The sequence below is a fragment of the Martelella endophytica genome (assembly GCF_000960975.1).
GTDB classification, from domain to species: Bacteria; Pseudomonadota; Alphaproteobacteria; order Rhizobiales; family Rhizobiaceae; genus Martelella; species Martelella endophytica.
The window spans coordinates 1,358,137-1,383,561 of the sequence record NZ_CP010803.1 but is presented as its reverse complement, the minus strand read 5'-3'; the positions used below and the strand labels follow the sequence as shown (position 1 = coordinate 1,383,561).

The window sequence follows — 25,425 nt, the reverse complement described above, 5'->3', positions numbered from 1 at the left end:
CAAGCCGAGGCTCAGACCTTGCGGGCGTAGGCGATTGTGTCGAAGCGGGCTCCAAGCCCGTCATAGAGCAACAGGCGGCCGATGAGCGGCGCGCCGGCGCCGGTGATGAGTTTTACCGCCTCCATTGCCATCAGCGTGCCGATGACACCGGTGACGGGGCCGATGACCCCGGCTTCGGCGCAGGAGGGCACAAGGCCTGCCGGCGGCGCCTTGGGATAAAGATCGCGGTAGCGTGGATTGGGTTTGCCGCTGTCATCCATGGCATAGGGTTTCAGCACCGTCAGCGAACCATCGAAGCGGCCGACCGCACCGGTAACCAGCGGGATTTCGGCATGTTCGGCCGCATCGGCGGCCAGATAGCGCGTGTCGAAATTGTCGGAGCCATCGATCAGCAGATCGAAGCTTGCGAGAATGTCGCCGATATTATCAGCTTTCAGCCGCTCATTATATCGCCGGCTGACGACATGCGGATTGATGCGGGCGATGGCGCGAGCGGCACTTTCCGTCTTGGCCGCACCCAGCGTCTCGCTGTCGTGGATCACCTGCCGCTGCAGGTTCGACAGGCTGACGCCATCATCATCGGCAATGCCGAGCGTACCGATACCGGCGGCGGCCAGATAGGCAAGCACCGGACTGCCGAGCCCGCCTGCGCCGATCACCAGCACCCGCGCCCGTTTCAGCGCCTGCTGCCCCGCGCCGCCGATCTCGGGCAACACGATGTGGCGGGCATAACGTTCGATTTCTTCGGCAGAAAAGGGTTCACTGTCTGTCATGGGCGCACTATAGCAGGGAGGAAACCGACGGAAACGGCCGTTCCTGAAAACGTGATGGGAAACCGAGCATGAGTGAAGACCGTATCGTGCAGCTGGAAGAAACCGTCGCCTATCAGGCGAAGACGATCGACGAATTGTCGGAGCAGCTGGCGGCACAGTGGAAGGAAATCGACCGGCTGAAGAAGCAGTTCGAGGTCCTTGCCGACCGGTTTCTGGAACTTGAGGAAAGCGCCGGCGAACGCCCCGCCATCACCAAGCCTCCGCATTACTGAGCCGATCATTCCGGCGTGACCGTGCCGGCGGCGACGGTGAAGAACTGCCCACGCTCGCCAAGCGCTTCGAACAGCGCCCGGTCCGTGCCGGTCATGAAGGCCTGGCCACCGATATCGTCGATGCGCTCGAAGAGAGCGGCGCGGCGGCCGGCATCGAGATGGGCGGCCACCTCATCGAACAGCATGATCGGCGGATGGCCGCTGATGCGGCGTGTCAGCCGCGCATGGGCGAGCACCAGTCCGATCAGCAGCGCCTTCTGCTCGCCGGTGGAACAGAGTGCGGCATCCATTGCCTTCGCTGCGTGGCGCACCTCCATGTCGCTGCGATGCGGCCCCTCCAGCGTGCGCCCTGCCCCGGCATCGCGGTAGCGCTCCTCTTCCAGCATGGCGCGGTAGCGATCCTCAAGATCGATGGCCGGCGCTTCGGCGTGATCGGCGAAAAAACCGGTAAGCGCGATTTCGGGGGCGGGAAAGGGCGAGCCGCCAGCGGTCTCGGCGATCAGCGCCACGAGCAGCGAAATCAGCTCGCGCCGCGCCAACGCCATGGCGACGCCAAGCCCCGCCATCTGCTCTTCGAGGCCCGAAAGCCAGACCGGCTCCAGCCGGCGTTCCGACAAGAGGCGGTTGCGCGAACGCATGGCGCGCTCGAAATCGGCCACGCGGCGACCATGCGCCGGGTCGATGGAGAGCACCATGCGGTCGAGAAAGCGGCGACGATCCGAAGCCGAGCCGGTGAATAGCCCGTCCATCGACGGTGTCAGCCAGATCACGCGGGCATGGTCGAGAAGCTCATCGCCGGTCTGGGCCTGGGTGCCGTTGATGCGCACCCTGCGCCCCGTGCCCTCGGCACCATCCGTGCCGGTCCCGATCGACACGGCCCCCTCCATGCCCTCAAGCTCGGCGAACACGGTGAAGCCGGCATCGGCCTCCTTGCGCACCACCTGCCCATAGGCCGCCCGACGCATGCCACGCCCCGGCGACAGAAAGGATACCGCCTCCATCAGATTGGTCTTGCCCGAGCCATTGTCGCCGGTCAGCACCACATGCCGCCCGTCAAAGGCAAGCGCGGCCTTTCCGTAATTGCGGAAATCCGTGAGCTTCAGCGCGGTGAGAAAGATCGAGGGCAGCATGCAAGCTGGCTACGACGAAACGGATGTTCGAGCAAGCCCGCTTCAGCGCGAACGCAACCCCTCGACAATCTGGCGCGCCACCTGCCGCAAGATTTCGTCGGCAACATCAAGCTCGTCGCGCAACAGCCGGCCCCAGGCATAGTAGGAGGTAATCTCTGCCGAAAGTTTGGGATCGACCCAAGCTGCAATTTCTCCGCGTTCCTGCCCCCTGCGGAAGATCTCCGCTGTCCGCTGGTGACGCTCATGCGCAAAGGCACGAAGGGTCGACGCCATATCAGGGTCGCCCTGAATGGCTGCAATAACGCTGCGGAACAACGCCCCGCCCGGCGTCTCGCGCCAGTATCCGATAAGCCGCTTCAAAAACAGGAAGACGTCCTCTTCTACATCGCCTGTATCCGCGAAGATATTATCCGATTTCTGACGGAGATAGACGTCCAGCAGCAGTGCCGTCTTGTTCGGCCACCAGCGATAGATCGTTGGCTTGCCTGCATGGGCGCGGCGCGCCACCGCCTCGATCGAGAATCCGTGCAGACCGGCCTCGAGCAGGATCGCTTCGGCAGCCTGAAGGATTGCTTCCTGGCTTTCCGGGTTTCTGCTCGCACCAATGGAAGCGCGTCTCTTTTTCTCTTTTGTCGCTTGGGACATGGCAGGCCTGGCGCCAACCCCTTTCACAGGACGTCGATTTGCCTGGGAGACCTAACACAATTCGGACTTGCAAGAAACCTCGCAGACATATATAAACGAAACGTATCGTTTCTATAGAGTTTCCATGTTGGCCAAGACGCATCCAGCGCATCAGCACACGCATCTTCCCTCAAAAGCACGGCTCGCCCTGTTTCTCATTCTGGCGGTCTATCCCGTCATCACCGCACTCCTATACGGCGTGGCGACCTTCACCAGGAGCTGGCCGCTCTGGCAGCGCACGCTGATCGTCACTCCGATCATGGTACTGCTGATGGTCTATTTCGTGATGCCAGCCGTTCACCGCGTTTTTGCCCGGTTTATCCTCAGGCCCGTCCGGACATGAAAAAGCCGGGCAATGGCCCGGCTCTTTCTTTTGATCATCAAGCGGACATTATTCCGTCCCGAAGAAGTCCTTCATCTTGGCAAAGAAGCCGTTCGATTCCGGGTTGTTTTCGTTGGACGACAGCTCCTCGAATTCCTGCAGCAGTTCGCGCTGGCGCTTGGTGAGTTTCTGCGGGGTTTCGACGCGGACCTGGATATAGAGGTCGCCCTTGTGCGAGGACCGCAGCACCGGCATGCCCTTGCCCTTCAGGCGGAACTGCTTGCCGGTCTGGGTGCCTTCCGGCACGGCGACGCGGGATTTGGCGCCGTCGAGCGTGGTGACCTCGAACTTGCCGCCCAGCGTTGCCTGGGTCATCGAGATCGGTACCGAGCAATGCAGGTCGGCGCCATCGCGCTGGAAGAACGGGTGCGGCTTGACCGACAGGAAGATGTAGAGATCGCCCGAAGGTCCGCCGCGCAGACCGGCCTCGCCCTCGCCCTGAAGGCGGATGCGGGTGCCATCCTCGATGCCGGCGGGAATGTTGACCGAAAGCGAGCGCTCCTGCACCACGCGGCCATCGCCGTGGCACTTGGGGCAGGGATCAGATATGATCTCGCCGCGGCCGTGACAGGTCGGGCAGGTGCGTTCGACGGAGAAGAAGCCCTGGGCAGCGCGCACGCGGCCGGCACCGTGACAGGTGGGGCAGCTCGTCGGCGAGGAACCGGGCTTGGCGCCCGAGCCGGAGCACTCGTCGCACACGATCGAGGTCGGCACGCGGATCTGCGCCGTCTTGCCTTCAAAGGCTTCCTCGAGGGTGATTTCCATGTTGTAACGCAGATCCGCGCCGCGTTCGCGCCCGCCGGAGGAACGGCGGCCACGGGCGCCGCCCATCATCTCGCCGAAGATATCCTCGAAGATATCGGAGAAACCGCCGGCACCGCCGAAGCCAGCCGCGCCGCCGCCGAAGCCGCCAGCGCCCGGACCACCGTTTTCGAAGGCGGCATGGCCGAAGCGGTCATAGGCCGCCCGCTTCTGCGGGTCCTTCAGCGTCTCGTAGGCTTCGTTGATTTCCTTGAACTTCTTTTCCGACTCGGCATTGTCCGGATTTCTGTCCGGGTGATACTTCATCGCAAGCTTGCGGAAAGCGCTCTTGAGCTCCTTCTCGTCCGCCGAACGGCCGACGCCGAGTGTCTCGTAATAGTCCGCTTTTGCCATGGAGTTTTGCCAACCTCTTCAAAAGAGTTGTCCGGCCGTCGTTTGCGACGGCCGGATTTTCGTTAGTGTTGATGCTGCCTGATGACTAAATCAAGCGGATTTCTTCTTGTCGTCGTCATCGCTGACGTCTTCGAAATCGGCATCAACAACATCGTCCTGGCCGGCATCCTTCGCAGCGTCTGCAGAGGCCTGTGCGCCTTCTTCAGCCTGCTGGGCTTCATAGATCGCCTGGCCGAGCTTCATCGAGGTTTCCATCAGCGTCTGGGTCTTCGCCTGGATATCCTCGGCATTCGGCTCTTCGGCCGCCACGGCGGTCTTCAGTTCGTCGATCGCCGTCTGGATGGCGTTGCGATCGTCCTCGGAGACCTTGTCACCATGCTCCTTGAGCGACTGCTCGGAGGAGTGGATCAGGCTTTCGGCCTGGTTCCTGGCCTCGACGGCCGCACGGCGCTTCTTGTCTTCCTCGGCATGGCTTTCGGCGTCCTTGACCATCTGATCGATGTCGGCGTCGGACAGACCACCCGATGCCTGGATGCGGATCTGGTGCTCCTTGCCGGTACCCTTGTCCTTGGCCGACACGTTGACGATACCATTGGCGTCGATGTCGAAGGTGACTTCGATCTGCGGTACGCCGCGCGGGGCCGGCGGAATGCCGACGAGGTCGAACTGGCCGAGCATCTTGTTGTCGGCCGCCATTTCGCGCTCGCCCTGGGCAACGCGGATGGTCACGGCAGACTGGTTGTCCTCAGCCGTCGAGAAGGTCTGGCTCTTCTTCGTCGGGATCGTGGTGTTGCGGTCGATCAGGCGGGTGAACACGCCGCCGAGCGTTTCAATGCCGAGCGACAGCGGGGTCACGTCGAGCAGCAGAACGTCCTTGACGTCGCCCTGCAGAACGCCGCCCTGGATCGCCGCGCCAAGGGCCACGACTTCATCCGGGTTGACGCCCTTGTGCGGGTCCTTGCCGAACAGCTGCTTGACGGTTTCCTGAACCTTCGGCATGCGGCTCATGCCGCCGACGAGAACGACTTCATCGATCTCGCTGGCCGAAACGCCGGCATCCTTCAGCGCAGCCTTGCACGGACCAACCGTACGCTTGACCAGGTCATCGACCAGGCTTTCGAACTTGGCACGCGTCAGCTTCAGCGTCAGGTGCTTCGGACCGGAAGCATCGGCCGTGATGAACGGCAGGTTGATTTCGGTCTGCTGCGAGGACGACAGCTCGATCTTGGCCTTTTCAGCGGCTTCCTTCAGGCGCTGCAGGGCGAGCTTGTCGGCCTTCAGGTCGATGCCGTTTTCCTTCTTGAACTCGTCGGCGAGGTATTCGACGAGACGCATGTCGAAGTCTTCACCACCGAGGAAGGTATCGCCGTTCGTCGACTTCACTTCGAAGACGCCGTCGCCGATTTCGAGGATCGAGACGTCAAAGGTACCACCGCCAAGGTCGTAGACGGCAATGGTCTTGCCTTCGTTCTTGTCGAGACCATAAGCGAGCGCGGCAGCCGTCGGCTCGTTGATGATGCGCAGGACTTCGAGGCCAGCGATCTTGCCGGCGTCCTTGGTTGCCTGACGCTGGGCGTCGTTGAAGTAGGCGGGAACCGTGATGACGGCCTGCTCGACCTTTTCGCCGAGATAGGCTTCGGCGGTTTCCTTCATCTTCTGAAGAACCATCGCCGAGACCTGCGACGGGGAATAGGACTTGCCGCTTGCCTTTACCCAGGCATCGCCATTGTCGCCCTTGACGATTTCGAAGGGGACGAGGCCCTTGTCCTTGGTGACGGTCGGGTCTTCGTAGCGGCGGCCGATCAGGCGCTTGACGGCAAACAGGGTATTCGTCGGGTTGGTGACAGCCTGACGCTTGGCTGGCTGACCGACAAGGCGCTCGCCATCGTCGGTGAAGGCCACCATCGACGGAGTCGTGCGTGCGCCTTCGGCGTTTTCGATCACCTTGGCATCCTTGCCATCCATGATGGCGATGCAGGAGTTCGTCGTACCGAGGTCAATACCAATTACTTTTGCCATTTTCGATTCTCTCCTTTTAAGCAGGCCATCCGAACCCTTCAGGCATTCCATGACGGCCCCTTGAGCTATGGTCTTTCTTTGATTTCGCAGGCGGCGATAACGCCGTTGTGATGGCTATATAATAAGCACGAAATGGCTCTGCAAGGCGGGAAACAGCCCGAGCGACGCCAATTCGGCGCCAATTCCGGACCTGTAAGGCTTCTTTTCGTCGGTCAGCCAGGTTTGGCCGCGTCCGTCGACCGTGATGGCGGCTTTCAGGTTCATTTAGCCTTGATTTAAAGTTCATATGGTCTTATTTTGGGTTGAGCTCGAGGATTAACCATGGCGCAACTTGCCGAAAGCCAATCGAACCCCGCACGCGCGATTGTCGCGCTGAAGGCCTTCTCGCGCATCATCGAGGCCTGGCGTATCCCGCAGGCCGAAGCCGCCGCCCTTGCCGACATGTCGGAGAGCACCTGGAAGCGGGCGAAGAAGCCCGATTTCCGCGGCGAACTGACCCGCGATCAGATGCTGCGCCTATCCGCGGTCATCGGTATCTACAAGGCGCTCGAACTCTATTTCGGCCCGGAGATTTCCCGCGACTGGATCAGGCTTGCCAATCAGGGGCCGCTGTTTCACGGCGCCCGGCCAATCGACACGATGATCGAGGACGGCCTGCCGCAATTCCTGCGCGTGCGCAACTATCTCGATGCGCTGAGGGGCGGCGCGTGAAGATTACCACTCTGACCGATCGCGCGCTGGTCCGGCTCATCCCCGCGACCTATCACAAGCCGCCGGCGCTCGGCGGACTGGTCGACAGCGACGCCGAGATGGCGGCACTCGCCGAAATCGAGGGGCTGACGAGCGCCCGCCTGACGAGCGAGCGCGGCCGCAACCTGCATCTCGATCGCCGCGAACTGGCCTGGGCGCGCCGCGAGAACGATCTGAGGCTTTATGGCGAGGGCCACGTCAACGCCGCCTTTTCCTATACGCGCGCGGGCGGCAACCGCTTCAACGACGAGAGCCGCGGCGCCTGGTATTGCAGCTGGGAATTCCTCACCTCGGTCGAGGAGGTCGCCTTCCACCGGACCCGCGAGCTCTCCTATATCGGAAGGTTCGAGGACAGCGCCCGCTATGTCGAAATCCTGAGCGATTTCATCGGCGATTTTCCCGATATCACCGACGAGCCCGACCATCCGGCGCTAACGCCGGAGCCGGCCGAAGGCTATCCGGAAGGGCAGGCGCTTGCCCGCCAACTGATGGGGCGCGGCCATCGCGGGCTGATCTATCCCTCCGTGCGCCATCGGGGCGGGCGCTGCCTCGTCGCCTTCCAGCCCGCCGCCGTCCAGAATGTCCGCCCCGGCGCCAACTGGGACCTCGTCTGGCGGGGCACGCCGGACTATGAGGTCGTCGGCCTTTAGGTCCGCCGTCGGAAAATGCCGCCCAAGACCACTTGACGGATGGCGTCAGGAAGGGCTTATTATTCAGCCAATCGGATTTAAACCGAAAAAATGGATTTAGTGCTTCACGGGGGAGGACCATGGAAGCTAAGGTTACAGCGCACGCGCGCTTCACCATCGCGGACATCGACAAGCGGGTATACGGTTCATTCCTCGAGCATCTCGGGCGTGCGGTCTACACCGGCATCTACGAACCGGGTCATCCGACGGCAGACGAGCACGGCATGCGCCGTGATGTCATCGACCTCGTACGCGAGCTCGATACGCCGATCTGCCGCTATCCCGGCGGCAATTTCGTCTCCGCCTATAACTGGGAAGACGGCATCGGCCCGAAGGAAGATCGCCCGACGCGCCTCGATCTCGCCTGGCGCACCTCGGAATCGAATCAGGTCGGCATCCACGAATTCGCGGAATGGGCAAAATCGGCCAATACCGAGATGATGCTGGCCGTCAATCTCGGCTCGCGCGGGCTCGATGATGCCCGCAACTTCGTCGAATACGTCAATCATCCGGGCGGCAGCTACTGGTCGGACCTCAGGAAGAAGAACGGCCGCGCCGATCCCTGGGACGTCAAGGTCTGGTGCCTCGGTAACGAGATGGACGGGCCCTGGCAGGTCGGCCACAAGTCCGCCCATGAATACGGGCATCTCGCCAATGAGACAGCCAAGGCGTTGCGCGCCTTCGACGACAAGCTGCAGCTCATCGTCTGCGGCTCCTCCTCCGCCGAAATGCCGACCTATCCGCAGTGGGAGGCGACAGTGCTGGAAGAGACCTACGAACAGGTCGATTTCATCTCGCTGCACATGTATTTCATGAACTACGAGAAGAACACGCGCGAATATCTTGCGCTTCCCGAAAAGCTCGACCGCTATATCGGCACCGTCAGCGGCGTCATCGACTATGTGAAGGCGAAGAAGCGCGCCAAGCACGACGTCAAGATTTCCTTCGACGAGTGGAACGTCTGGTATCACGAGCGCAAGCAGGACGAGAAGCGCGTCAAGGAATGGGACTGGCCGCATGCGCCGGTTCTTCTGGAGGACATCTACAATTTCGAGGACGTGCTGCAGGTCGGCTGCATCCTCAATACCTTCATCCGCCGCTCCGACGTCGTCGGCATCGCCTGCATTGCCCAGCTCGTCAACGTCATCGCCCCGATCATGACCGAGCCCGGCGGCGCATCCTGGAAGCAGACGATCTACTATCCCTTCCAGTTCGCCTCGCGTTACGGCCGCGGCACCGCGCTGCAGCTCGACGTCGATTGCCCGAGCTACAATGCCGATATCGCCGCGAACGTCTCCTATCTCGACGTCGCGGGTGTTCACGACGGCGATGCCGGAACCGTGACCTTCTTCGCCGTCAACCGTCACGAGAGCGAAGCAATCACGATCGACCTTGCGTTGGAGCGCTTCGGCGAGGCAAAATCGGTCGAACATACGCTGATCAAGCATGACGATCTGGAAGCGGTGAACAGTCGGGACAACCCGGACAACGTGAAGCCGGAGCGGAAGGAAGGGGCGAACCTTGCTGGAGGCAAGATTACCGTGACGGTCCCGCCCTACTCCTATTCGATGATCCGCGTAACGCTCTAGCTCTCACGCGATGACGTTGCGCACCGGATGCGGCCACGGGCCCGATCCGTTGCGCAAAGGGTTGCATGATCCCGTTTCCGGCCACGTCCGGACCAAAACTGCACTTTGACGATGCGGCGGGAGGCCGCATTCAATGGAGAGGAGAATGGAAATGCGAAAGATACTGGGCATCGCCATGGGGGCCATGATCGCCGCCGGGGCAGTTTCGAACGCGGCCCATGCCGAGGAAACCGTCATCTGGTGGGACTTCCTCAGCGGCGGCGACGGCGTGCGCATGAAGCAGCTGATTTCCGACTTCAACGAACAGCATGCCGGCGAGATCACGATCGACGCCACCACGCTGGAATGGGGCACGCCCTTCTATTCGAAGGTCCGCACCTCCGCCGCCATCGGCGAGGCGCCCGACATGATGACCTACCACGCGAGCCGCATTCCGCTCGCCGTCAGCCAGGGCATTCTGAGCGAGATCACGCCGGACGACTGGCAGGCGATGGGGCTTTCGCAGGACGATTACGCCCCGGCCACCTGGGACGCGGTGACGATCGACGACAAGCAGTATGCCGTGCCGTTCGACACCCACCCGATCGTGCTTTACTACAACAAGGACGTGCTTGCCGCGAATGATCTCCTGACCGAGGATGGCAAGCCGAAGGGGCTCGACAGCCGCGAGGGCTTCGAGGCAACGCTCAAGGGCCTGAAGGATGCGGGCGTGGACTATCCGCTGGCCTCCACCACGGCCGACGGCACCTTCATGTTCCGCACCATCTACTCGTTCATGGCCCAGCAGGATGGCGAGCTGATGACCGGCGACGAGTTCCTCGCCGGCGACAATGCCGAAAAGCTGCAGAACTCGCTCGAGGTTCTTGCCGGCTGGACCAATGACGGCCTGCAGACGACCTATACCGACTATCCGGCCGCGGTTGCGCTGTTCACCTCCGGCAAGTCGCCGCTGCTGATCAACGGTGTCTGGGAAGTGCCGACGATGATCGACCTCAAGGACCAGGGCAAGCTCTTCGAATGGGGCGCTGTCGAGATCCCGGTGATCTTCGATCATCCGGCCACCTATGCCGACAGCCACACCTTCGCTATCCCGGCCAATGCCGGCAAGGAAATGACGCCCGAGAAGCACGCCGCCGTGCTGGAAGTCATCTCCTGGATGGCGAAGAATTCGCTGTTCTGGGCAACCGCCGGCCACATCCCGGCCTATGGCCCGGTCACCCAGTCGGATGAGTTCAAGCAGATGGAACCGAATGCCGCCTATGCTTCGGTGACCGACAATCTGGTTTTTGACCCGAAGTCGACGCTCGCCGGCGTCGCCGGTCCGATCTACGACGTGATGTCGACCTATTTCGTGCCGACACTGAACGGCGAGATGGAGCCGGCCGAGGCGGTCGAGGAAATCAAGTACGAACTGAACGATCTGCAGTGATCGCCGCGAAGGCCGCCGGGCAACCGGCGGCCTTTTCCCTCAGTCGCACCTGATCCCGGGGAACCGTTATGCTCCGCAACAAAAGCAATGAAGCGCTCGTCGCCCTGCTGCTGGTCGCTCCGTTCGTTGCCATTTACGGGTTGATCTTCATCTATCCGACGATCAAGCTGTTCATCGTCTCGTTCCAGGACGCGCCGATCATCGGCAACGGGCCGTTTGTCGGCTTCGAGAACTATACACGGCTCTGGGGCGATCGCCGCTTCAACACGGCCTTCTGGAACACCGCCTATTTCGTCGCGCTCACCGTCATCCCGGGCACGCTGGTCGCCTTCGCGATCGCGCTCGGCATCAACCGGCTGAAGGGCCGGCTGCAGGCTCTGGTGCTGGCGCTGTTCTTCCTGCCTTATATCCTGCCGGTTTCGGTGGTCTATCTCATCTGGGACTGGACGCTGAACTTCCAGTTCGGCATCGCCATGCATCTGTTCGACCTGCTCGGCCTCGAACGTGTGTCGATCTTCAAGAACACCACCTGGTTCATGCCCGCCGTCGCCTTCGTCACCATCTGGTGGACATGCGGGTTTTCGATCCTGCTATTTCTTGCCGGGTTGAGAGCGATCCCCGCCGAGATCTACGAGGCCGCCGCACTCGACAATTCTTCGGTCTGGACGACCTTCCGCAAGCTCACCTGGCCGCTGATGTGGCCGATCACCGCGCTGGTTCTGATGATCCAGCTCATCCTGCAGCTCAAGATTTTCGATCAGGTCTACCTGTTTTCGATCGGCGGCCGGCCGAACGACAATCTCGTGCTCGTCTACTACGTCTTCCAGCGCGCCTTCCAGTATGACCAGGGTGGACGGGCGGGTGCTGCGGCCGTCGTGCTGTTCCTCATCGTCATCATCGTCTCGGTGTTGAACTTCCAGCTTACACGGCTTTCGAAAGGACGCGGATGATGCAGGCCACGACCGCACGCCGGCTGAATGTCGCCGGTCTCATCGTCACCCTGTTCACGGTCATCATCGCCGTCATCTGGGCCTTTCCGCTCTACTGGGGCGTGGTCTCGTCGCTGAAGCCAGAGGACGAGGTGATCCGGACCAATATCGAATTGTGGCCCGAGCACCTGACCTTCGGCCACTACGTCTTCGCCCTGACGCAGACACAGATCGGCATCTGGTACCTGAACTCGATCGTCACCGCCATCGCCATCACCTTTCTGACGGTGGCATCGTCGATGTTCTGCGGCTATGCGATCTCGCAGCTCGATTTTCCGCTGCGCCGACCGCTGTGGTGGATGATCCTGGCGAGCTTCATGGTGCCGATGCAGGTGCTGATCATCAACCACTTCCAGCTGATGGCGGGTTTCGGGCTGATCAACACCTGGGCGGGCATCATCCTGCCGCAGCTCATCCAGCCGGTCGTCGTCATCGTCTACAAGCAGTTCTTCGACAATGTGCCGAAGGATTTCCGCGAGGCGGCGGTGATGGACAATGCCTCGGAATGGCGGATCCTGACCCGCATCTACATGCCGATGAACTGGGGCGTGACAACGGCGCTTGCGATCGTCACCTTCATCTGGTCGTGGAATTCGTTCCTGTGGCCGTTCCTGGCGGTGACCAAGACAGAGATGATGACGATCACCGTCGGCATCACCCAGGTCAACGACGCCTTCGGCGTCTACTACGCCCGCCAGCTCTCCGCCGCAGTCCTCGCCGGCCTGCCCGTCGCCGTCGCCTACCTGATCTTCCAGCGCCGCGTCACCGAGGCGATCACGCTGTCGGCGGGGATCAAGGGGTAGCACCGACACAGCGCCCCCTTCGATCTCCCCCCTCGAGGGGGGAGATTATAGGCTGAGAGGCTTTCTCATCCCATCGAAGCCACGCAGGGCGGCCCTCACCCGGCGTGCCAGGCCGTGCCCTTCTCGTCGAAGAGATGCACCGCCGTCGGGTCGAAGACCAGCGACACCGTGTCGCCGGAGCGGGCCTCGGAGCGGCCGCTATCCTGGGCGATGAGTTCGGTGCCATCGGACAGCGTGCAATAAACCAGCGTGCGCTCGCCGAGGCGTTCGACAACGCCGACTGTCGCGCGCGTGGTCGCGGTATCGCCGCCGGCGGCGACATGTACCGATTCCGGGCGGATGCCAAGTTCGTAGGAACCGGCTTCAATACCGGCGATATTGACCGGGACCTTCGCGCCGTCGGACAGCGTCGCCTCGCCATCGGCCACAGCGACCTTGATGAAGTTCATTCCCGGCGAACCGACGAAACCGGCGACGAAGCGGCTGGCCGGCTTCAGATAGACATCCATCGGTGTGCCGATCTGCTCGATCCGGCAATTGTTGAGCACCACGATCCGGTCGGCAAGCGTCATCGCCTCCGTCTGGTCGTGAGTCACATAGATCATCGTCGATTTCATGCGATTGTGGAGCTCGGCAAGCTCGACGCGGGTGCGCACCCTGAGCGCGGCATCAAGGTTCGACAAGGGCTCGTCGAACAGGAAGGCCTTCGGCTCCTTGACGATGGCGCGCCCGATCGCGACACGCTGGCGCTGGCCGCCGGAAAGCTGCGCGGGCCGCCGGTCGAGCAGCTCCTCCATCTCCAGCATGCGCGCCGCCTCCTTGACCCGCTGATCGACATCGGCGGCGGACATGCCGATATTGCGCAGGCCGAAGGCCATGTTTTCCTTGACCGTCATGTGCGGATAGAGCGCGTAGTTCTGAAACACCATGGCGACATTGCGCTGGCCGGGCGCCAGCCGTTCGCTGCGCACCTCACCGATCGTCAGACCGCCGGTGTCGATGGTCTCCAGGCCCGCGATCATCCTCAGCAGCGTCGACTTGCCGGACCCGGACGGTCCGAGAAAGACGACGAATTCCCCCGAATTCACCGTCAGCGAGATATCGTTGATGACATTCACGCTGCCGAAGCTCTTCGACACGCTGTCGAGACTGATTTGTGCCATGTCTTTCCTCCCGAAAGTTCAAACCATTTTTTCCGGTCTGCATCAGAAGTCAAGATATGGATTCATGCCGCGTTGTAGGCAATGCGAAAGCCGACATTGCTGGCGGCGCTGTCCGGGGTCAGCGCCATGCGCGCGACGATGCGGTAACGGTAGCAATAGGAGATGTGGCAGAGGAAGGAACCGCCCTTGAGGAGCTGTTCGTTCTGCTCGACCGCCTGGGCGTTGCGCTGCTTGGCGTGTTTCGACAGCGAACGGATGCGATAGCTGTCGCTCGTCCACTCCCAGACATTGCCGGACATGTTGTAGAAGCCGCCATCATTGGGGGTGAAGGCGCGCGCCGGCGCCGTGCCGAAATAGCCGTCGACCACGGTATTCTGCGTCGGAAACCGGCCCTGCCAGATATTGCAGAAGATCTTCTCGTCGGTCGGCTCCTCATTGCCCCAAGGAAACTTGCGATCGCGGTGACCACCATGGGCGGCGCGCTCCCACTCCGCCTCGTTCGGCAGCCGCCCGCCGACATAGGCCGCAAACGCCTTGGCATCGGCGAGGGAGACCTGTGTGACCGGATGGTCGAGGCGGTCCGCGATCGAGGAAAGCGGCCCTTCCGGATGGCGCCAGTCAGCGCCGTCGATGCGCACCCACCAGGGCGTGCCGGAGGCGTTGCCGGAAACCTCGGCCCCCTCGGGCAGAAGGCCGGCGAACACCGCCGACCAGCCGAAACGCTCGGCCTCGGTCACATAGCCGGTGGTCTCGACGAACTCCCGGAACCGGGCGATCGTCACCGTCTGGGCTTCGAGCGCATAGGGCTTGAGCTTCACCTCGCGCAGCGGTCCCTCGCCATCGAGCGGGATATCCGGCCGGTTTGCGCCGACATGCGAGCGCCCGCCGGGAATGGCGATCGGAAAGGCGCGCGCGCCCACGCCCGCGGCAATCGCGACATCGGCCACCGGCAACGGCGTTTCAGCATTGCGCGATGCAGAGCAGCATCCGCCGCCGGGTTTGTCCTGTTCGCTCATCCGGTCCACTCCCATCTGAAGCCCTGTGTTACACCCCGCTCCTGCTCTTTATCAAGCCGCCAGCCAATAGGAAAAGCACCCGCTCCGATAACCCGTTTTGATTGCTGTCTGCGGCATTTGGCGCTGTTGCATGCCGTCACTTCCGGCAACAGAATGATGTGCATGAGTGCGCACCCATTTCATGTGATGACAAAGCCCATCGGGCCCCGCTGCAACATCAACTGCAGCTATTGCTATTATCTCGAGAAGGAGACGCTTTATCCGGACGAGAAACGGTTTCGCATGTCCGACGCGGTGCTGGAACGCTACGTTCGGGATTACATCGGCTCGCAGACCGCGACCGGCATGCGCAATGTGCTGTTTGCCTGGCAGGGCGGCGAACCGACCATGCTGGGACTGGACTTCTTTGAAAAGGCTGTGGCGCTGCAGAAGAAGCACTGTCCGAAGGGTGTCACGATCGAGAACGCGTTCCAGACCAACGGCATGCTACTCGATGACGACTGGGGCGCATTCCTCGCCCGCGAGCGCTTCCTCATCGGCATCAGCATCGACGGTCCCGCGCGCATTCACAATGCCTATCGCCGCGATCGCGCCGGCCGACCGACTTTCGACAAGGTGATGGCCGGGCTGGAGGTGCTGAAGCGCCACAAGGTCGAGTTCAACATCCTGACCACCGTGCATCGCGAAAACGCCATCCACGGCAAGGAGATCTACCGGTTCCTGAGCGGTCTTGGCACCCAACACCTGCAGTTCATCCCCATTGTCGAGCGCCGCGCCGGCAACGGGCCGCTGGCGTCGGCCCCGCAGGTCGACGACAACCCGGACAATGTCGTCACCGAATGGAGCGTGACGCCGCGCGTCTACGGCAAGTTCCTGTGCGAGGTGTTCGACAGCTGGTACCGCCGCGATGTCGGCCGCATCTTCGTGCAGTTCATCGAGAACCAGGTCGCCATGTGGTACGGCTACCCGGCTTCGCTCTGCATCTTCTCCGAGACCTGCGGCACGGGACTGGCGCTGGAGCACAATGGCGACCTTTACACCTGCGACCACTACGTCTACCCGGAATACCGCCTCGGCAACATCATGGAAACGCCGATGGCCGAGATGGCCGCGAGCGAACGCATGGAGCAGTTCGGCCTCGACAAGCGCGATGGCCTCACCGCCCAGTGCCGCGCCTGCAGCTATCGCTTCGCCTGCAATGGCGGCTGTCCGAAGCACCGCTTCCTCGTCTCGCGCGACGGCGAGCCGGGACACAACTATTTCTGCGAATCCAACATGGCCTTCTTCCACCATGCGGGCGACAGGCTGAAATCGGTGATGCTGCAGCCGGCGCGCTAAATCCCCGCACCCTGGTTGAGATAGTTCTCCATGCCCTCGAGGAACGAGGCGACGAAGGGGGTCGCGGGCCGGCGCACCAGTTCTTCCGCCGTGCCGAACTGTTCGATGCGGCCCTCCGACATCACCGCCACCCGGTCGGCAATCTCGAAGGCTTCCTCCTGATCGTGGGTGACGAGGATGGCGGAAATGCCGACGCGACGCTGGAGATCGCGCAGTGCCGAACGCAGGCCCTTGCGGATCTGGGTGTCGAGGGCGCTGAAGGGCTCGTCGAGCAGCAGCATGCGCGGCTCGATGGCGAGCGCCCGCGTCAGCGCCACGCGCTGGCGCTGACCGCCGGAAAGCTGAGAAGGATAGCGTTTGGCGAGATGGCCTATTTCGGCAAGCTCCAGCAGTTCGCGGACCTTCTTGGCGATCTCGTCGCGCGGCGGCCTTGTCGAGCGCGGCCGCATGCGCAGGCCGAAGGCGACATTGGCCTCCACCGTCATGTGCTCGAACAGGGCATAGCTCTGGAACACCATGCCGAAGCGCCTGAGACGGGCATCGAGCCCGGTAATGTCCTCGCCGTCAAACACCAGCCGCCCCTGTTCTGCAAACTGCAGGCCGGCGATGATCCTGAGCAGCGTCGTCTTGCCGGAGCCCGAGGGCCCGAGAAGCGCCACGAACTCGCCCGGTGCGATTTCGAGGTCGACCCCGTTCAGCACCAGACTGCCGCCATAGGACTTCGAGATGTTTTCGATCTGCAGGGCCATATCGGTCTCCAGTGCGTCAGTGGGTCTGCGGATGCCGCGATTCGATCACCGAACGCAGGATAAGGGTGATGACGGCAATCACCGTCAGGATCGTCGCGGCCGCAAAGGCGCCGGTGACATTGTAATCATCATAGAGAAGCTGCACCTGCAGCGGCAGCGTCATCGTCTCGCCGCGGATATTGCCGGAAACGACGCTGACGGCGCCGAACTCGCCGATGACGCGGGCGTTCGCCAGGATCGCGCCATAAAGCAGTGCCCAACGGATATTCGGCAGGGTGACGAAGAAGAAGGTCTGCCAGCCGGTGGCACCGAGCGTGAGGGCCGCCTCTTCCTGTTCCTGACCGGTGATCTCCATCAGCGGGATGACCTCACGGGCGACGAAGGGGCAGGTGACGAACAGCGACACCAGCACGATGCCGGTCAGGTTGAACATCAGCTGGATGCCGTACTGATCGGCATAGCTGCCGACGAGCCCGGTCGCGCCATAGACCAGCAGATAGCAAAGGCCGGCGACGATCGGCGAGATCGAGAACGGCAGTTCGATGATGGTGATCAGCACCCGCCGCCCCGGAAAACGGAAGCGGGTCACGGCCCAGGCGGCGCAAATGCCGAAGACGATGTTAACCGGCAGCGCGATGAGCGCCGTGATCACGGTCAGCTTGATCGCGTGCAGCGTCTCGGGCTCGGAGATATTGGCGGCATAGGCCGCAACGCCTTCGGAAAAGGCACGCACGAAGATCGCCAGGCTCGGCAGCCCCATGACCAGGGACGCAAACAGCACGGCGACAAGGACGAGCGCCAGACGCTTCATCCTGCGTCGCCGCATCAGCGCTTTCACCTGGGGATGCATGGTGGTTTCGACGCTCATGATCATGCCCCCCGGTTCAGGTGCCGTGCGGCACGGCTCTGGGCGATGTTGGCGAGGATCAGCACGACAAGCGCCAATGCGAGGATCGTACCGGCAATCGCGCTTGCGGCAGGGAAATCATATTCATCGAGGCGGATCATGATCAGAAGCGAGGCAATCTCGGTCTTGTAGGGCATGTTGCCGGCGATGAAGATCACCGCACCGAACTCGCCGAGCGAACGGGCAAAGGCCAGCGAGGCACCCATGATGAAGCTCGGGAACACCTGCGGAAAGATGATGTTGCGGAACACCTGGAGGTCCGTTGCGCCGAGGGTGCGCGCGGCCTCCTCGCGGTCGGCGTTGAGGCTTTCGAGCACCGGCTGCACGGTGCGCACACCAAATGGAACGGAGGTGAAGGTCATCGCGATAACAATCCCCCACCATGTGTAGGCAACCTTCAGGCCGAATTCCGACAGCAGCATGCCCATCCAGCCATTGCGATCGTAGAGCGCCACCAGCGCGATGCCGGCGACGGCCGTCGGCAGGGCGAAGGGCAGGTCGATCAGCGCGTCGAGCAGCCGCTTGCCGGGAAACCTGTAGCGCACCAGGACATAGGCAAGCAGCAGGCCAAAGCAGGCATTGAACACCGTCGCCACCGCCGCCGCCGAAATCGTCACCCGAAACGCCGCAAGCGTGCGGTCGTTGGAAATGATCCGCCAGTAATCGGCAAAGCCGAGCTGGCCGAGCTGGAAGAACAGGGCGCTCAGCGGCAGCAGGATGATCAGCGCGACAAACAGCAGCGTGATCCCGAGCGTCAGCCCGAAACCCGGCATGACGCTGCGGCTCGCGCGTCGCGAAACTGTCGGCGTGATGAAACTCATGAAGACCCTTGGTGTTGATGCGTCCGCGCGCTGAGCAAGACCACATCGGGGCGGAAACGGCAAGAGGAGCGAAGCGATGACGCTTGCTCCCTTCAATCTCTCCCCTTGAGGGAGAGATGTCGCGACAGCGACAGAGAGGGTTGAACCCTCTCCAGCCAGTTCAGAATTCGCGGTTGTCGCGGCCCCCTTCTCTGCCCCTGTCGGGGCATCTCCCCCTCACGGGGGAGATCGGTGGGCGCAAGCGGCCTGGTTACCGCGCCAGCAGCTGATCGAGCACGCCGCCATCGGCGAAGTGGGTCTCGTTGGCCTGTTCCCAGCCGCCGAACACATCCTCGACGGTCACGAGCTTAACTTCCGGGAACTTGTCGGCGTATTTGGCGACGACTTCCGGGTTATGAACGCGGTTGTTGAACGAGGCGATGATTTCCTGGCCGGGCTCGCTGTAGAGATATTCGAGATAGGCCTTGGAAATTTCTTCCGTGCCGCGCTCCTCGGCGACCTTGTCGACCACCGCGACCGGGAATTCGGCGAGCAGCGACATCGACGGCACGACGCGCGAATACTCGTCTTCGCCATATTCCTTGCGGATGTTCTCGACTTCCGCCTCGAAGGTGATCAGCACATCGCCGATGCCACGCTCGACAAAGGTGGTGGTGGCGCCACGGCCGCCGGTATCGAAGACGGCGACGTTCTTGAGCAGCTTGCCCACGAATTCCTGGGCCTTTGCCTCATCGCCACCGTTCTGTTCCAGCGCATAGGCATAGGCGGCCAGATAGGTGTAGCGCGCATTGCCAGAGGTCTTGGGGTTCGGGAAGACAAGCTGGACGTCGTCACGGACAAGATCGTTCCAGTCCTTGATGCCCTTCGGATTGCCCTCGCGCACAAGGAAGGCCGGCAGCGAATAGTAGGGCGAGGCATTGTTCGGCAGCGCCTGCTGCCAGTCCTCGGCAACGAAACCGTTATCGGCAAGCACCTGCACGTCGAGCACCTGATTGAAGGTGACGAGGTCGGCCTTCAGCCCCTGCATGATGGCGCGGGCCTGTTTGGAGGAACCGGCATGCGACTGCTTGATGGTCACATCCTGGCCGGTCTGGTCCTTCCAGTATTCGGCAAAGGCCGGGTTGATCGTCGCGTAGAGTTCGCGCGCGATATCATAGGAAACATTGAGGATTTCCACCGGCTCCTGGGCGCGGGCGGGAGCGCCGGCGGCAAAGAGCAGGGCAGCGGAAAGCGCGGCGGCGAGTATCTTTCGCATGAAGGAACCATTTCTTTCGGTTTTGTAATCTTGCGGCAAGATATAAAACCGGAGCGCGACACCCAAGAAAACAATTCCCCGCAACGGCGGCACTGCAGAAAATGAATTCTGTTTTGTCGCGGTTTTGGGCCATTTGAAGCCTGCCACCTCCGTCACGGCGCGAGCGCCCTCGTCCGCTTGACAGTTTTCACGGCGCACGCCAATATGATAAACAAGTTTAGCAGCCCGGTCAGCGGGCGCCCAATCGCGGTTTGGATCGCCGATCCTTGCCGCATCGGGAACAGGGAGGAAAACATGACAGCCAGTTCAGCCGCAGAAATCGCCCCCAATCCGCAATTTGCCCGCGAGAAGACCATCGACCTTTGCGGCACGTGGGGCTTTGCCCATGACGATGCCAAGGTCGGGCTTGCCGCAAAATGGTGGAAAAGCGCCGATGCCTTCGGTCGCGAGATCACCGTGCCCTATCCGCCGGAATCGAAGGCTTCCGGGGTTCACGAAACCGGCTACCACCCCGTCATCTGGTATCGCCGGACCTTCGAGAAGCCTTCGCTTTCCGAAGGCGAACGACTGACCATCACCTTCGGCGCCGTCGACTATGCCGCAAGTGTCTGGGTCAACGGCGAAAGGGTCGCGACCCACGAGGGCGGCCATGTGCCGTTTTCCGCCGACATCACCGATGCGCTTGTCGATAGCGGTGAACAGGTCGTGGTCGTGCGCGCCGAGGACCCGCCGAAGGATGCCGGCATTCCGCGCGGCAAGCAGGACTGGCTCGAGGAGCCGCACGTCATATGGTACTACCGCACCAGCGGCATCTGGCAGCCGGTCTGGCTCACCGTGGTGCCGGCGCTTTCAATCGAGGAATGCCATTTCGTGGCCGACCTCACCCATGCCCGGGTGCGTTGCGAGACGCGGCTGAGCGCGGCGCCGGAGAAGCCAGTGCGGCTGACGATCGGGCTCTCCTGCAAGGGCGAATTCCTCGCCGAGCAGAGCGTCACGATGACCGGTCAGGAAATGCGCTTCGATGTCGCCCTGCCACAGCTCGAACACGGCGTCCACCGCGATCATCTGCTGTGGTCGCCGGAGCGGCCCACCCTCGTCGATGCCGAGATCACGCTTGAAGGCGAGACGCCGGACAGGGTCACAAGCTATCTCGGCCTCAGGACCGTGGGCGTTTCCGACGGCCATTTCCTGCTGAACGACCTGCCCTATTTCCTGCGCTTCGCGCTCGGCCAGAACTACTGGCCGGAGAGCCATCTCGCCGCCAGCGCCGAGACGCTGAAGAAGGAAGTCGAGCTGATCAAGGCGATGGGCTTCAACGGCGTGCGCATCCACCAGAAGATCGAGGATCCGCGCTTTCTCTACTGGTGCGACGTGCTGGGCCTGCTCGTCTGGGAGGAAATGCCCTCCGCCTACATCTTCTCCAATTCCATGGCCCGCCGGCTGACGGCCGAATGGTCGGAGGCGATCCGCCGCGACAAGAGCCATCCCTGCATCGTCGCCTGGGTGCCGCTCAATGAAAGCTGGGGCGTGCAATATATTGCCGACAAGGCCGACGAGAAGCATTTCGCCAACGCGCTCTACCACCTCACCAAGGCGCTCGATCCGAGCCGGCCGGCGATTTCCAACGACGGCTGGGAGCTCGCCGAGACGGATATCATCTCCGTCCACGACTATTCGCCGGACGGCGAGGGCATCGCGATGAGCTTCGGCGACGGCGAGGCGCTCGAGGCCATGCTCTACGGCCGCGGCCCGTCGCGCCGGCGCATCCTGCTCGATGACGGCGATATCGGCGGACGGCCGGTGATGCTGACCGAGTTCGGCGGCCTCAGCTATACGCCGAAGGCCGGCGATCACTGGTTCGGCTATTCGACGGTCGAAAGCCCTGAAGAATATGCCGCGCGCCTCGATGACCTGTTCGAGGCAATCGCTGAAAGCCCTCTGATCGCCGGCTACTGCTACACCCAGGTGACCGATACCGAGCAGGAGACCAACGGCCTGCTGACGGCCGCGCGCGAGCCGAAGCTGCCGCTCGAAAAGCTCTACGAGATCACCAACAAACCGGCAGCCTCGATCCCCTCGGAGCGGCTCGAAGTGCTGCAGCGCCGCGCCGCCCGCAAGGCTGCGGCCCAATAGAGCCCGTGATCGTCAGAAGCGGAGCGAGAGTGCGCCATAGGCGGCGTGGCTCGCAGCGGCGCTGCCGATGCGGCCATTATAGCCGAGCGAAACGCTGGCCCGGTCGGTGATCGCGAAATCGATGCCGGCGCCGATGACGGCCACGTCTTCGGCAACCGGCGCACCGGTGATGGTGAAGGCAGCGCCATTGCTCGTGAAGGCAAGGCCGAGCGTCGGATCGACCTCGCCGAAGGCATGCTGCCAGCCAAGCGTCGCATGCGGCCTCAAGACACCGCCACCAACGGCGAAATCCTTGGCGAAACGAAAGCCGAGCGTCGTCAGCGTGTTCGCCTGGCTGCCGCTGCCGCCGGAAAGGGCGGCAAGGCCGGTGCCTTCCGAAAACCCGTCCGTCGCGCTCTCGACATAGGCGAGACCGCCGAAGGCTTCGAGCGGCGCGAAACCGAGATCATAGGCGATTTCGCCAAAAACCTGGCCGGTGGTTGCCGAATAATCGACGCTGTGGCTTTCGGCATAGCCCGGCAGGCTCACAGAGCGGTCCACATCGAGATCGTGCCAGGTCCAGCTTCCGCCCATTATTGCCTTGAACGCACCGAACGCACCACCGCCATAAAGGGCAACCGACGTCGATCCCGCCTGGCCGGAGGCGTTGAGCGCCGATGACTTGAACCGCTGCGAACCGAAACCGACGGCAAGGCCGAGCCGACCGCTGTCGCCGATCGGTGCGTCGAGGCCGCCGATCGTGCCGCCGAGGCTCGTCGACATGCTCGCCGTGTTCGATGTCGAGAAGGTGTTGCCCCAGTTGCCGTAGCCGGAGATCCACGCCGTCATGCCGGCAACCGGCGCGCCGCCGACGCCGTTTGCGGCCGGTGCGCCATCGTCAAACGAAGCGCCGAGCCGGGCATGGATCGCATCGCGCACGCCGTCCGCCTCATTCTGCAGCGCCGTCAGCGCCGAGGCGTAGATTTCACCGGAGAGCTGGCCCGCGGCGCTGGCATAGCCCGCCGTGGTCAGATGGGTGAGCGGCAGGTCCAGCGCGCTGCCGGGAACGAAGGTGTCGAGCGCCGCCCCGACAGCGCGCGCATTCGGCGTCATGCCGGCATCCTCGAAGGAAAGTCCGCTGCGGATCACCACCAGCAACGCATCATTGCGGCCATAGGCAATGTCGGTGGCGAGGAACGGATAGTCTTCGGCAAGCCCGCCGACCAGCGTGTCATGCCTGCCGGCAATGCCGCCATCGGCCTGCAGGAAGACGTAGGAATTGCCAAGAACAGGGACATAATCGGCCTCCGGAATGACCACGACCGTTCCGCCGGCCAGCATCGCGACGCCGCCGACCGTCAGCAGATCGACCGTGCCGTCGGCCCCGACTTCGACCTCGCGGCTTGCGCCCGGCCCGAAAAGATAGTCGCCGGAAACCGTCATCGTGCCGACCGAATTGCCGGTCGCAACCGTGCCGCCGGCCGCGACCACGAGATTGCCGATGCTGCCGGAGCCGGAAAGCCGGCCGCTGGTGGTGAGCGTTCCGGTCACCGTGCCGTTCTGCACGAAGGTGCCGCTATTGGTGGCGTCGCCGTCAACCGTGCCGGTCACCGTCGTCATGCCGGCATTGGTGACATTGCCCGTCAACGTGCCGGAGAGGCTGAAGGTGCCGCCGGCATCGACCGTCACCGGGCTTGCCAGCGCCTGGGTCACCGAGAAGCTGCCAGATTGCACCGTCGTCGCGCCGCTATAGGTGTTGATGCCATTGAGCACGACTGTGCCCGCCCCGTTCAGGACCAGTCCGCCCGGCCCCGAAAGCGGCCCGTTGAAGGTTGCCGTCGTTCCGCTTGCCGCGGCAATCGCCGGCGTGCTTGCAGCGCTCGCCCGCAACCAGACCGGCATTGCCGTCGTCATGTCATCGGAAAAGCTGATCTGCCCGGAGGCGGCGACCACCGGCGTGAATACGATGCCGTCGCTGTTCAGTCCGTCAGCCGGCACAACGCCGACGAAACCGTTCTGCGGATCGAACATGTAGTGGAAATTGCGATAGAAATTCAGGCCGGTGTTGAGATAGGACTGGCCGTTGACATTCGAGACCCAGAGCAGGTTGCTCGGCGTCGCCCTGACGCAGCCCGCCGGCGGCGGATCGACCTTGCAGGCATTGTCGACCGGATAGGTCAGTGTCACGAGGTCGCCGGCATCGATCACCTGCACGAGCAGCGTCGAGCCCTCGTAGATCTGGTTGCCGCCCTCCGAATTGACGAAGGAATAGGCCTTGTAGTCGGCGCCATCGATATGGACGAAGGAATCCGTCACGCCGGTGTCCGGCAGGAAGATGCCGGTCATCACGCCGGTCGGTTTGCCGGCCGGATTGGTGAGTTCGACACCCATGATCGCCTGCGACCAGCTGGAAGCCCCCAGAGCATCGGTTGCCGGCTGAAGCTGGCTGTAGGCAAAGCCGGAGGTGTTGCCCGCCGTCAAACCGACGACGACCGAAACCTGATCCTTCACCGTCGAACCGGCCTTCTCGTCCCACTGGATGATATAGCCCTGATGGAGATTGCCGTCAGAAGCGGCGATATGCAGGAAGGGATTGAAGCTGAGCGATGTCTGGCCGGCATTGTCGAGCCCGCTGATCAGCGAGCCGTAATTGCCGGCATCATTCGTCGCCATCGTATAGACCGGTAAGGCGGCGGTATCCTCGCCCAACGTATTGCGACCGAAACCGACGCCCATCATGGTGATGTTGTTCTGCCTGTCGTTCTCGCAATTCGCCGAATTGGCGCCGGTCCCGAGACAGAACTTCTCCATCACCACCAGGATCGGAACATTGGCGACCACCGGCGCGCCCGACAGCGTCTCCACATAGGTGACGCTGGCATTGACGACATAGCCGGTGGCAAGAAGACCCGTCGAATTGTAGAAGGCCCAGCCGCGCTGATCGGAGACGAGCAGGTCCTGGTTGTCGGTCAAAAGGCTCCACTCGACGACGATGCCGGTCGAGCCGGTATCCATCTGAAAATCGATCGGGTTGCTGGTAAAGGCGTTGGACGTGCCCTGAAGTGCCGCGATCCGGAGGTCGAATTTCAGCACACTATCGGTGCTGAGGTTTGACGGTTTGATCGTGTAAGATGCCGCTCCGTCCGCATAATCCGGCCAGCCCTCGTCCGCCGCCGCCTGAAAACCCATCAGCGACAGGCCCAGAGCCATGCCCCAGGCCATCACACCCCTCATCGCCACCATGATCCCCTCGCCAAACGGCCGGCCCGCTGCGTGCCCAGCCCCATGCTCACGAATGGTAATTCAAGTCTTGCCGAGAGTCTTGGAGATTCATCTATCATCGTTCGCATCGCTCGTGCCCGAGAGAGACGCTTCATGCGACAACGGTTTTTGACATTCC

At 62.5% G+C, this 25,425-nt stretch carries 23 protein-coding genes; 10 read left to right on the top strand and 13 right to left on the bottom strand.

Annotated features, from left to right (window positions below):
* Positions 1–11: 11 nt before the first annotated feature.
* Entirely contained in the window at positions 12–773 is a 762-nt protein-coding gene (locus TM49_RS06320; RefSeq protein WP_045680014.1) for a molybdopterin-synthase adenylyltransferase MoeB, read from the bottom strand.
* A 68-nt stretch (positions 774–841) separates the two neighbouring features.
* Between TM49_RS06320 and TM49_RS06315 the strand changes: the two genes are divergently transcribed.
* Positions 842–1,045 (top strand): SlyX family protein, encoded by a 204-nt coding sequence (locus TM49_RS06315; protein WP_045680013.1) that lies wholly within the window; start codon positions 842–844, stop codon positions 1,043–1,045.
* A gap of 5 nt (positions 1,046–1,050) precedes the next feature.
* On the opposite strand, the gene recF is transcribed toward TM49_RS06315, so the two are convergent.
* Entirely contained in the window at positions 1,051–2,175 is a 1,125-nt protein-coding gene (gene recF / locus TM49_RS06310) for a DNA replication/repair protein RecF (protein ID WP_045680012.1), read from the bottom strand.
* A 42-nt stretch (positions 2,176–2,217) separates the two neighbouring features.
* A complete protein-coding gene (locus TM49_RS06305; RefSeq protein WP_045680011.1) occupies positions 2,218–2,820 on the bottom strand; it encodes a TetR/AcrR family transcriptional regulator in 603 nt (200 codons plus the stop codon).
* A 124-nt stretch (positions 2,821–2,944) separates the two neighbouring features.
* Here TM49_RS06305 and TM49_RS06300 point away from each other — a divergent pair, with 124 nt between their 5' ends.
* Positions 2,945–3,202, top strand: coding sequence for a putative antibiotic biosynthesis monooxygenase (locus TM49_RS06300; RefSeq protein WP_045680010.1), 258 nt, complete (start codon positions 2,945–2,947; stop codon positions 3,200–3,202).
* A gap of 48 nt (positions 3,203–3,250) precedes the next feature.
* On the opposite strand, the gene dnaJ is transcribed toward TM49_RS06300, so the two are convergent.
* The 3 genes from dnaJ to TM49_RS23615 all read right to left on the bottom strand — a co-directional run bounded on the left by dnaJ (position 3,251) and on the right by TM49_RS23615 (position 6,679).
* On the bottom strand, positions 3,251–4,396 hold the full coding sequence (dnaJ, locus tag TM49_RS06295; protein WP_045680009.1) for a molecular chaperone DnaJ: 1,146 nt from the start codon (positions 4,394–4,396) through the stop codon (positions 3,251–3,253).
* 90 nt (positions 4,397–4,486) lie between these two features.
* Positions 4,487–6,415 (bottom strand): molecular chaperone DnaK, encoded by a 1,929-nt coding sequence (gene dnaK, locus TM49_RS06290; RefSeq protein WP_045684862.1) that lies wholly within the window; start codon positions 6,413–6,415, stop codon positions 4,487–4,489.
* Between the two features lie 114 nt (positions 6,416–6,529).
* Positions 6,530–6,679: a hypothetical protein gene (locus TM49_RS23615; RefSeq protein WP_158498611.1), complete on the bottom strand. Its 150-nt coding sequence runs from the start codon at positions 6,677–6,679 to the stop codon at positions 6,530–6,532.
* 57 nt (positions 6,680–6,736) lie between these two features.
* Between TM49_RS23615 and TM49_RS06285 the strand changes: the two genes are divergently transcribed.
* The 6 genes from TM49_RS06285 to TM49_RS06260 all read left to right on the top strand — a co-directional run bounded on the left by TM49_RS06285 (position 6,737) and on the right by TM49_RS06260 (position 12,664).
* The gene (locus tag TM49_RS06285) at positions 6,737–7,126 is read left to right on the top strand and encodes an MbcA/ParS/Xre antitoxin family protein (RefSeq protein WP_045680008.1); all 390 of its coding nucleotides are present in this window, start codon (positions 6,737–6,739) and stop codon (positions 7,124–7,126) included.
* Entirely contained in the window at positions 7,123–7,815 is a 693-nt protein-coding gene (locus TM49_RS06280) for an RES family NAD+ phosphorylase (protein ID WP_045680007.1), read from the top strand. The genes TM49_RS06285 and TM49_RS06280 overlap by 4 nt, the downstream gene beginning before the upstream one ends.
* A gap of 119 nt (positions 7,816–7,934) precedes the next feature.
* A complete protein-coding gene (gene arfA / locus TM49_RS06275; protein ID WP_045680006.1) occupies positions 7,935–9,443 on the top strand; it encodes an arabinosylfuranosidase ArfA in 1,509 nt (502 codons plus the stop codon).
* A 151-nt stretch (positions 9,444–9,594) separates the two neighbouring features.
* The gene (locus tag TM49_RS06270) at positions 9,595–10,872 is read left to right on the top strand and encodes an extracellular solute-binding protein (RefSeq protein ID WP_144409488.1); all 1,278 of its coding nucleotides are present in this window, start codon (positions 9,595–9,597) and stop codon (positions 10,870–10,872) included.
* A 68-nt stretch (positions 10,873–10,940) separates the two neighbouring features.
* Positions 10,941–11,822 carry a carbohydrate ABC transporter permease gene (locus TM49_RS06265; protein ID WP_045680004.1) on the top strand — a complete coding sequence of 294 codons (882 nt, stop codon included), beginning with the start codon at positions 10,941–10,943 and terminating at the stop codon, positions 11,820–11,822.
* Positions 11,822–12,664, top strand: a complete 843-nt coding sequence (locus TM49_RS06260) for a carbohydrate ABC transporter permease (RefSeq protein WP_045684861.1) — start codon at positions 11,822–11,824, stop codon at positions 12,662–12,664. Before TM49_RS06265 ends, TM49_RS06260 begins: the two co-directional genes overlap by 1 nt.
* A 95-nt stretch (positions 12,665–12,759) precedes the next feature.
* Here the strand turns inward: TM49_RS06260 and TM49_RS06255 are convergent, their stop codons facing one another.
* Together TM49_RS06255 and TM49_RS06250 are read right to left on the bottom strand one after the other, a co-directional pair.
* Entirely contained in the window at positions 12,760–13,827 is a 1,068-nt protein-coding gene (locus TM49_RS06255) for an ABC transporter ATP-binding protein (RefSeq protein WP_045680003.1), read from the bottom strand.
* Positions 13,828–13,889: 62 nt separating this feature from the next.
* A complete protein-coding gene (locus TM49_RS06250; RefSeq protein WP_045680002.1) occupies positions 13,890–14,843 on the bottom strand; it encodes a formylglycine-generating enzyme family protein in 954 nt (317 codons plus the stop codon).
* 162 nt (positions 14,844–15,005) lie between these two features.
* Here TM49_RS06250 and TM49_RS06245 point away from each other — a divergent pair, with 162 nt between their 5' ends.
* The gene (locus TM49_RS06245; protein ID WP_201777032.1) at positions 15,006–16,181 is read left to right on the top strand and encodes an anaerobic sulfatase maturase; all 1,176 of its coding nucleotides are present in this window, start codon (positions 15,006–15,008) and stop codon (positions 16,179–16,181) included.
* On the opposite strand, the gene TM49_RS06240 is transcribed toward TM49_RS06245, so the two are convergent.
* The 4 genes from TM49_RS06240 to cysP form a co-directional block, all read right to left on the bottom strand.
* Positions 16,178–16,930 carry an ABC transporter ATP-binding protein gene (locus tag TM49_RS06240; RefSeq protein ID WP_052699727.1) on the bottom strand — a complete coding sequence of 251 codons (753 nt, stop codon included), beginning with the start codon at positions 16,928–16,930 and terminating at the stop codon, positions 16,178–16,180. The two genes, TM49_RS06245 and TM49_RS06240, sit on opposite strands and share 4 nt — an antisense overlap.
* Positions 16,931–16,946: 16 nt before the next feature.
* Entirely contained in the window at positions 16,947–17,798 is an 852-nt protein-coding gene (gene cysW / locus TM49_RS06235; protein ID WP_280136246.1) for a sulfate ABC transporter permease subunit CysW, read from the bottom strand.
* Positions 17,799–17,800: 2 nt separating this feature from the next.
* Positions 17,801–18,658, bottom strand: a complete 858-nt coding sequence (gene cysT / locus TM49_RS06230; RefSeq protein ID WP_045680000.1) for a sulfate ABC transporter permease subunit CysT — start codon at positions 18,656–18,658, stop codon at positions 17,801–17,803.
* A gap of 250 nt (positions 18,659–18,908) precedes the next feature.
* Positions 18,909–19,913 carry a thiosulfate ABC transporter substrate-binding protein CysP gene (gene cysP, locus TM49_RS06225; protein WP_045684855.1) on the bottom strand — a complete coding sequence of 335 codons (1,005 nt, stop codon included), beginning with the start codon at positions 19,911–19,913 and terminating at the stop codon, positions 18,909–18,911.
* A 294-nt stretch (positions 19,914–20,207) separates the two neighbouring features.
* Between cysP and TM49_RS06220 the strand changes: the two genes are divergently transcribed.
* On the top strand, positions 20,208–22,046 hold the full coding sequence (locus TM49_RS06220) for a glycoside hydrolase family 2 protein (protein WP_045679999.1): 1,839 nt from the start codon (positions 20,208–20,210) through the stop codon (positions 22,044–22,046).
* 12 nt (positions 22,047–22,058) lie between these two features.
* On the opposite strand, the gene TM49_RS06215 is transcribed toward TM49_RS06220, so the two are convergent.
* Positions 22,059–25,259 carry an autotransporter family protein gene (locus tag TM49_RS06215; protein ID WP_244464853.1) on the bottom strand — a complete coding sequence of 1,067 codons (3,201 nt, stop codon included), beginning with the start codon at positions 25,257–25,259 and terminating at the stop codon, positions 22,059–22,061.
* Positions 25,260–25,425: the final 166 nt, after the last annotated feature.

Bases quoted from the DNA above. Each gene is read 5' to 3' on its own strand.
- TM49_RS06320 (WP_045680014.1), bottom strand. From the start codon at position 773: ATGACAGACAGTGAACCCTTTTCTGCCGAAGAAATCGAACGTTATGCC.
- TM49_RS06315 (WP_045680013.1), top strand. From the start codon at position 842: ATGAGTGAAGACCGTATCGTGCAGCTGGAAGAAACCGTCGCCTATCAG.
- recF (WP_045680012.1), bottom strand. From the start codon at position 2,175: ATGCTGCCCTCGATCTTTCTCACCGCGCTGAAGCTCACGGATTTCCGC.
- TM49_RS06305 (WP_045680011.1), bottom strand. From the start codon at position 2,820: ATGTCCCAAGCGACAAAAGAGAAAAAGAGACGCGCTTCCATTGGTGCG.
- TM49_RS06300 (WP_045680010.1), top strand. From the start codon at position 2,945: ATGTTGGCCAAGACGCATCCAGCGCATCAGCACACGCATCTTCCCTCA.
- dnaJ (WP_045680009.1), bottom strand. From the start codon at position 4,396: ATGGCAAAAGCGGACTATTACGAGACACTCGGCGTCGGCCGTTCGGCG.
- dnaK (WP_045684862.1), bottom strand. From the start codon at position 6,415: ATGGCAAAAGTAATTGGTATTGACCTCGGTACGACGAACTCCTGCATC.
- TM49_RS23615 (WP_158498611.1), bottom strand. From the start codon at position 6,679: ATGAACCTGAAAGCCGCCATCACGGTCGACGGACGCGGCCAAACCTGG.
- TM49_RS06285 (WP_045680008.1), top strand. From the start codon at position 6,737: ATGGCGCAACTTGCCGAAAGCCAATCGAACCCCGCACGCGCGATTGTC.
- arfA (WP_045680006.1), top strand. From the start codon at position 7,935: ATGGAAGCTAAGGTTACAGCGCACGCGCGCTTCACCATCGCGGACATC.
- TM49_RS06270 (WP_144409488.1), top strand. From the start codon at position 9,595: ATGCGAAAGATACTGGGCATCGCCATGGGGGCCATGATCGCCGCCGGG.
- TM49_RS06265 (WP_045680004.1), top strand. From the start codon at position 10,941: ATGCTCCGCAACAAAAGCAATGAAGCGCTCGTCGCCCTGCTGCTGGTC.
- TM49_RS06260 (WP_045684861.1), top strand. From the start codon at position 11,822: ATGCAGGCCACGACCGCACGCCGGCTGAATGTCGCCGGTCTCATCGTC.
- TM49_RS06255 (WP_045680003.1), bottom strand. From the start codon at position 13,827: ATGGCACAAATCAGTCTCGACAGCGTGTCGAAGAGCTTCGGCAGCGTG.
- TM49_RS06250 (WP_045680002.1), bottom strand. From the start codon at position 14,843: ATGAGCGAACAGGACAAACCCGGCGGCGGATGCTGCTCTGCATCGCGC.
- TM49_RS06245 (WP_201777032.1), top strand. From the start codon at position 15,006: ATGAGTGCGCACCCATTTCATGTGATGACAAAGCCCATCGGGCCCCGC.
- TM49_RS06240 (WP_052699727.1), bottom strand. From the start codon at position 16,930: ATGGCCCTGCAGATCGAAAACATCTCGAAGTCCTATGGCGGCAGTCTG.
- cysW (WP_280136246.1), bottom strand. From the start codon at position 17,798: ATGAGCGTCGAAACCACCATGCATCCCCAGGTGAAAGCGCTGATGCGG.
- cysT (WP_045680000.1), bottom strand. From the start codon at position 18,658: ATGAGTTTCATCACGCCGACAGTTTCGCGACGCGCGAGCCGCAGCGTC.
- cysP (WP_045684855.1), bottom strand. From the start codon at position 19,913: ATGCGAAAGATACTCGCCGCCGCGCTTTCCGCTGCCCTGCTCTTTGCC.
- TM49_RS06220 (WP_045679999.1), top strand. From the start codon at position 20,208: ATGACAGCCAGTTCAGCCGCAGAAATCGCCCCCAATCCGCAATTTGCC.
- TM49_RS06215 (WP_244464853.1), bottom strand. From the start codon at position 25,259: ATGAGGGGTGTGATGGCCTGGGGCATGGCTCTGGGCCTGTCGCTGATG.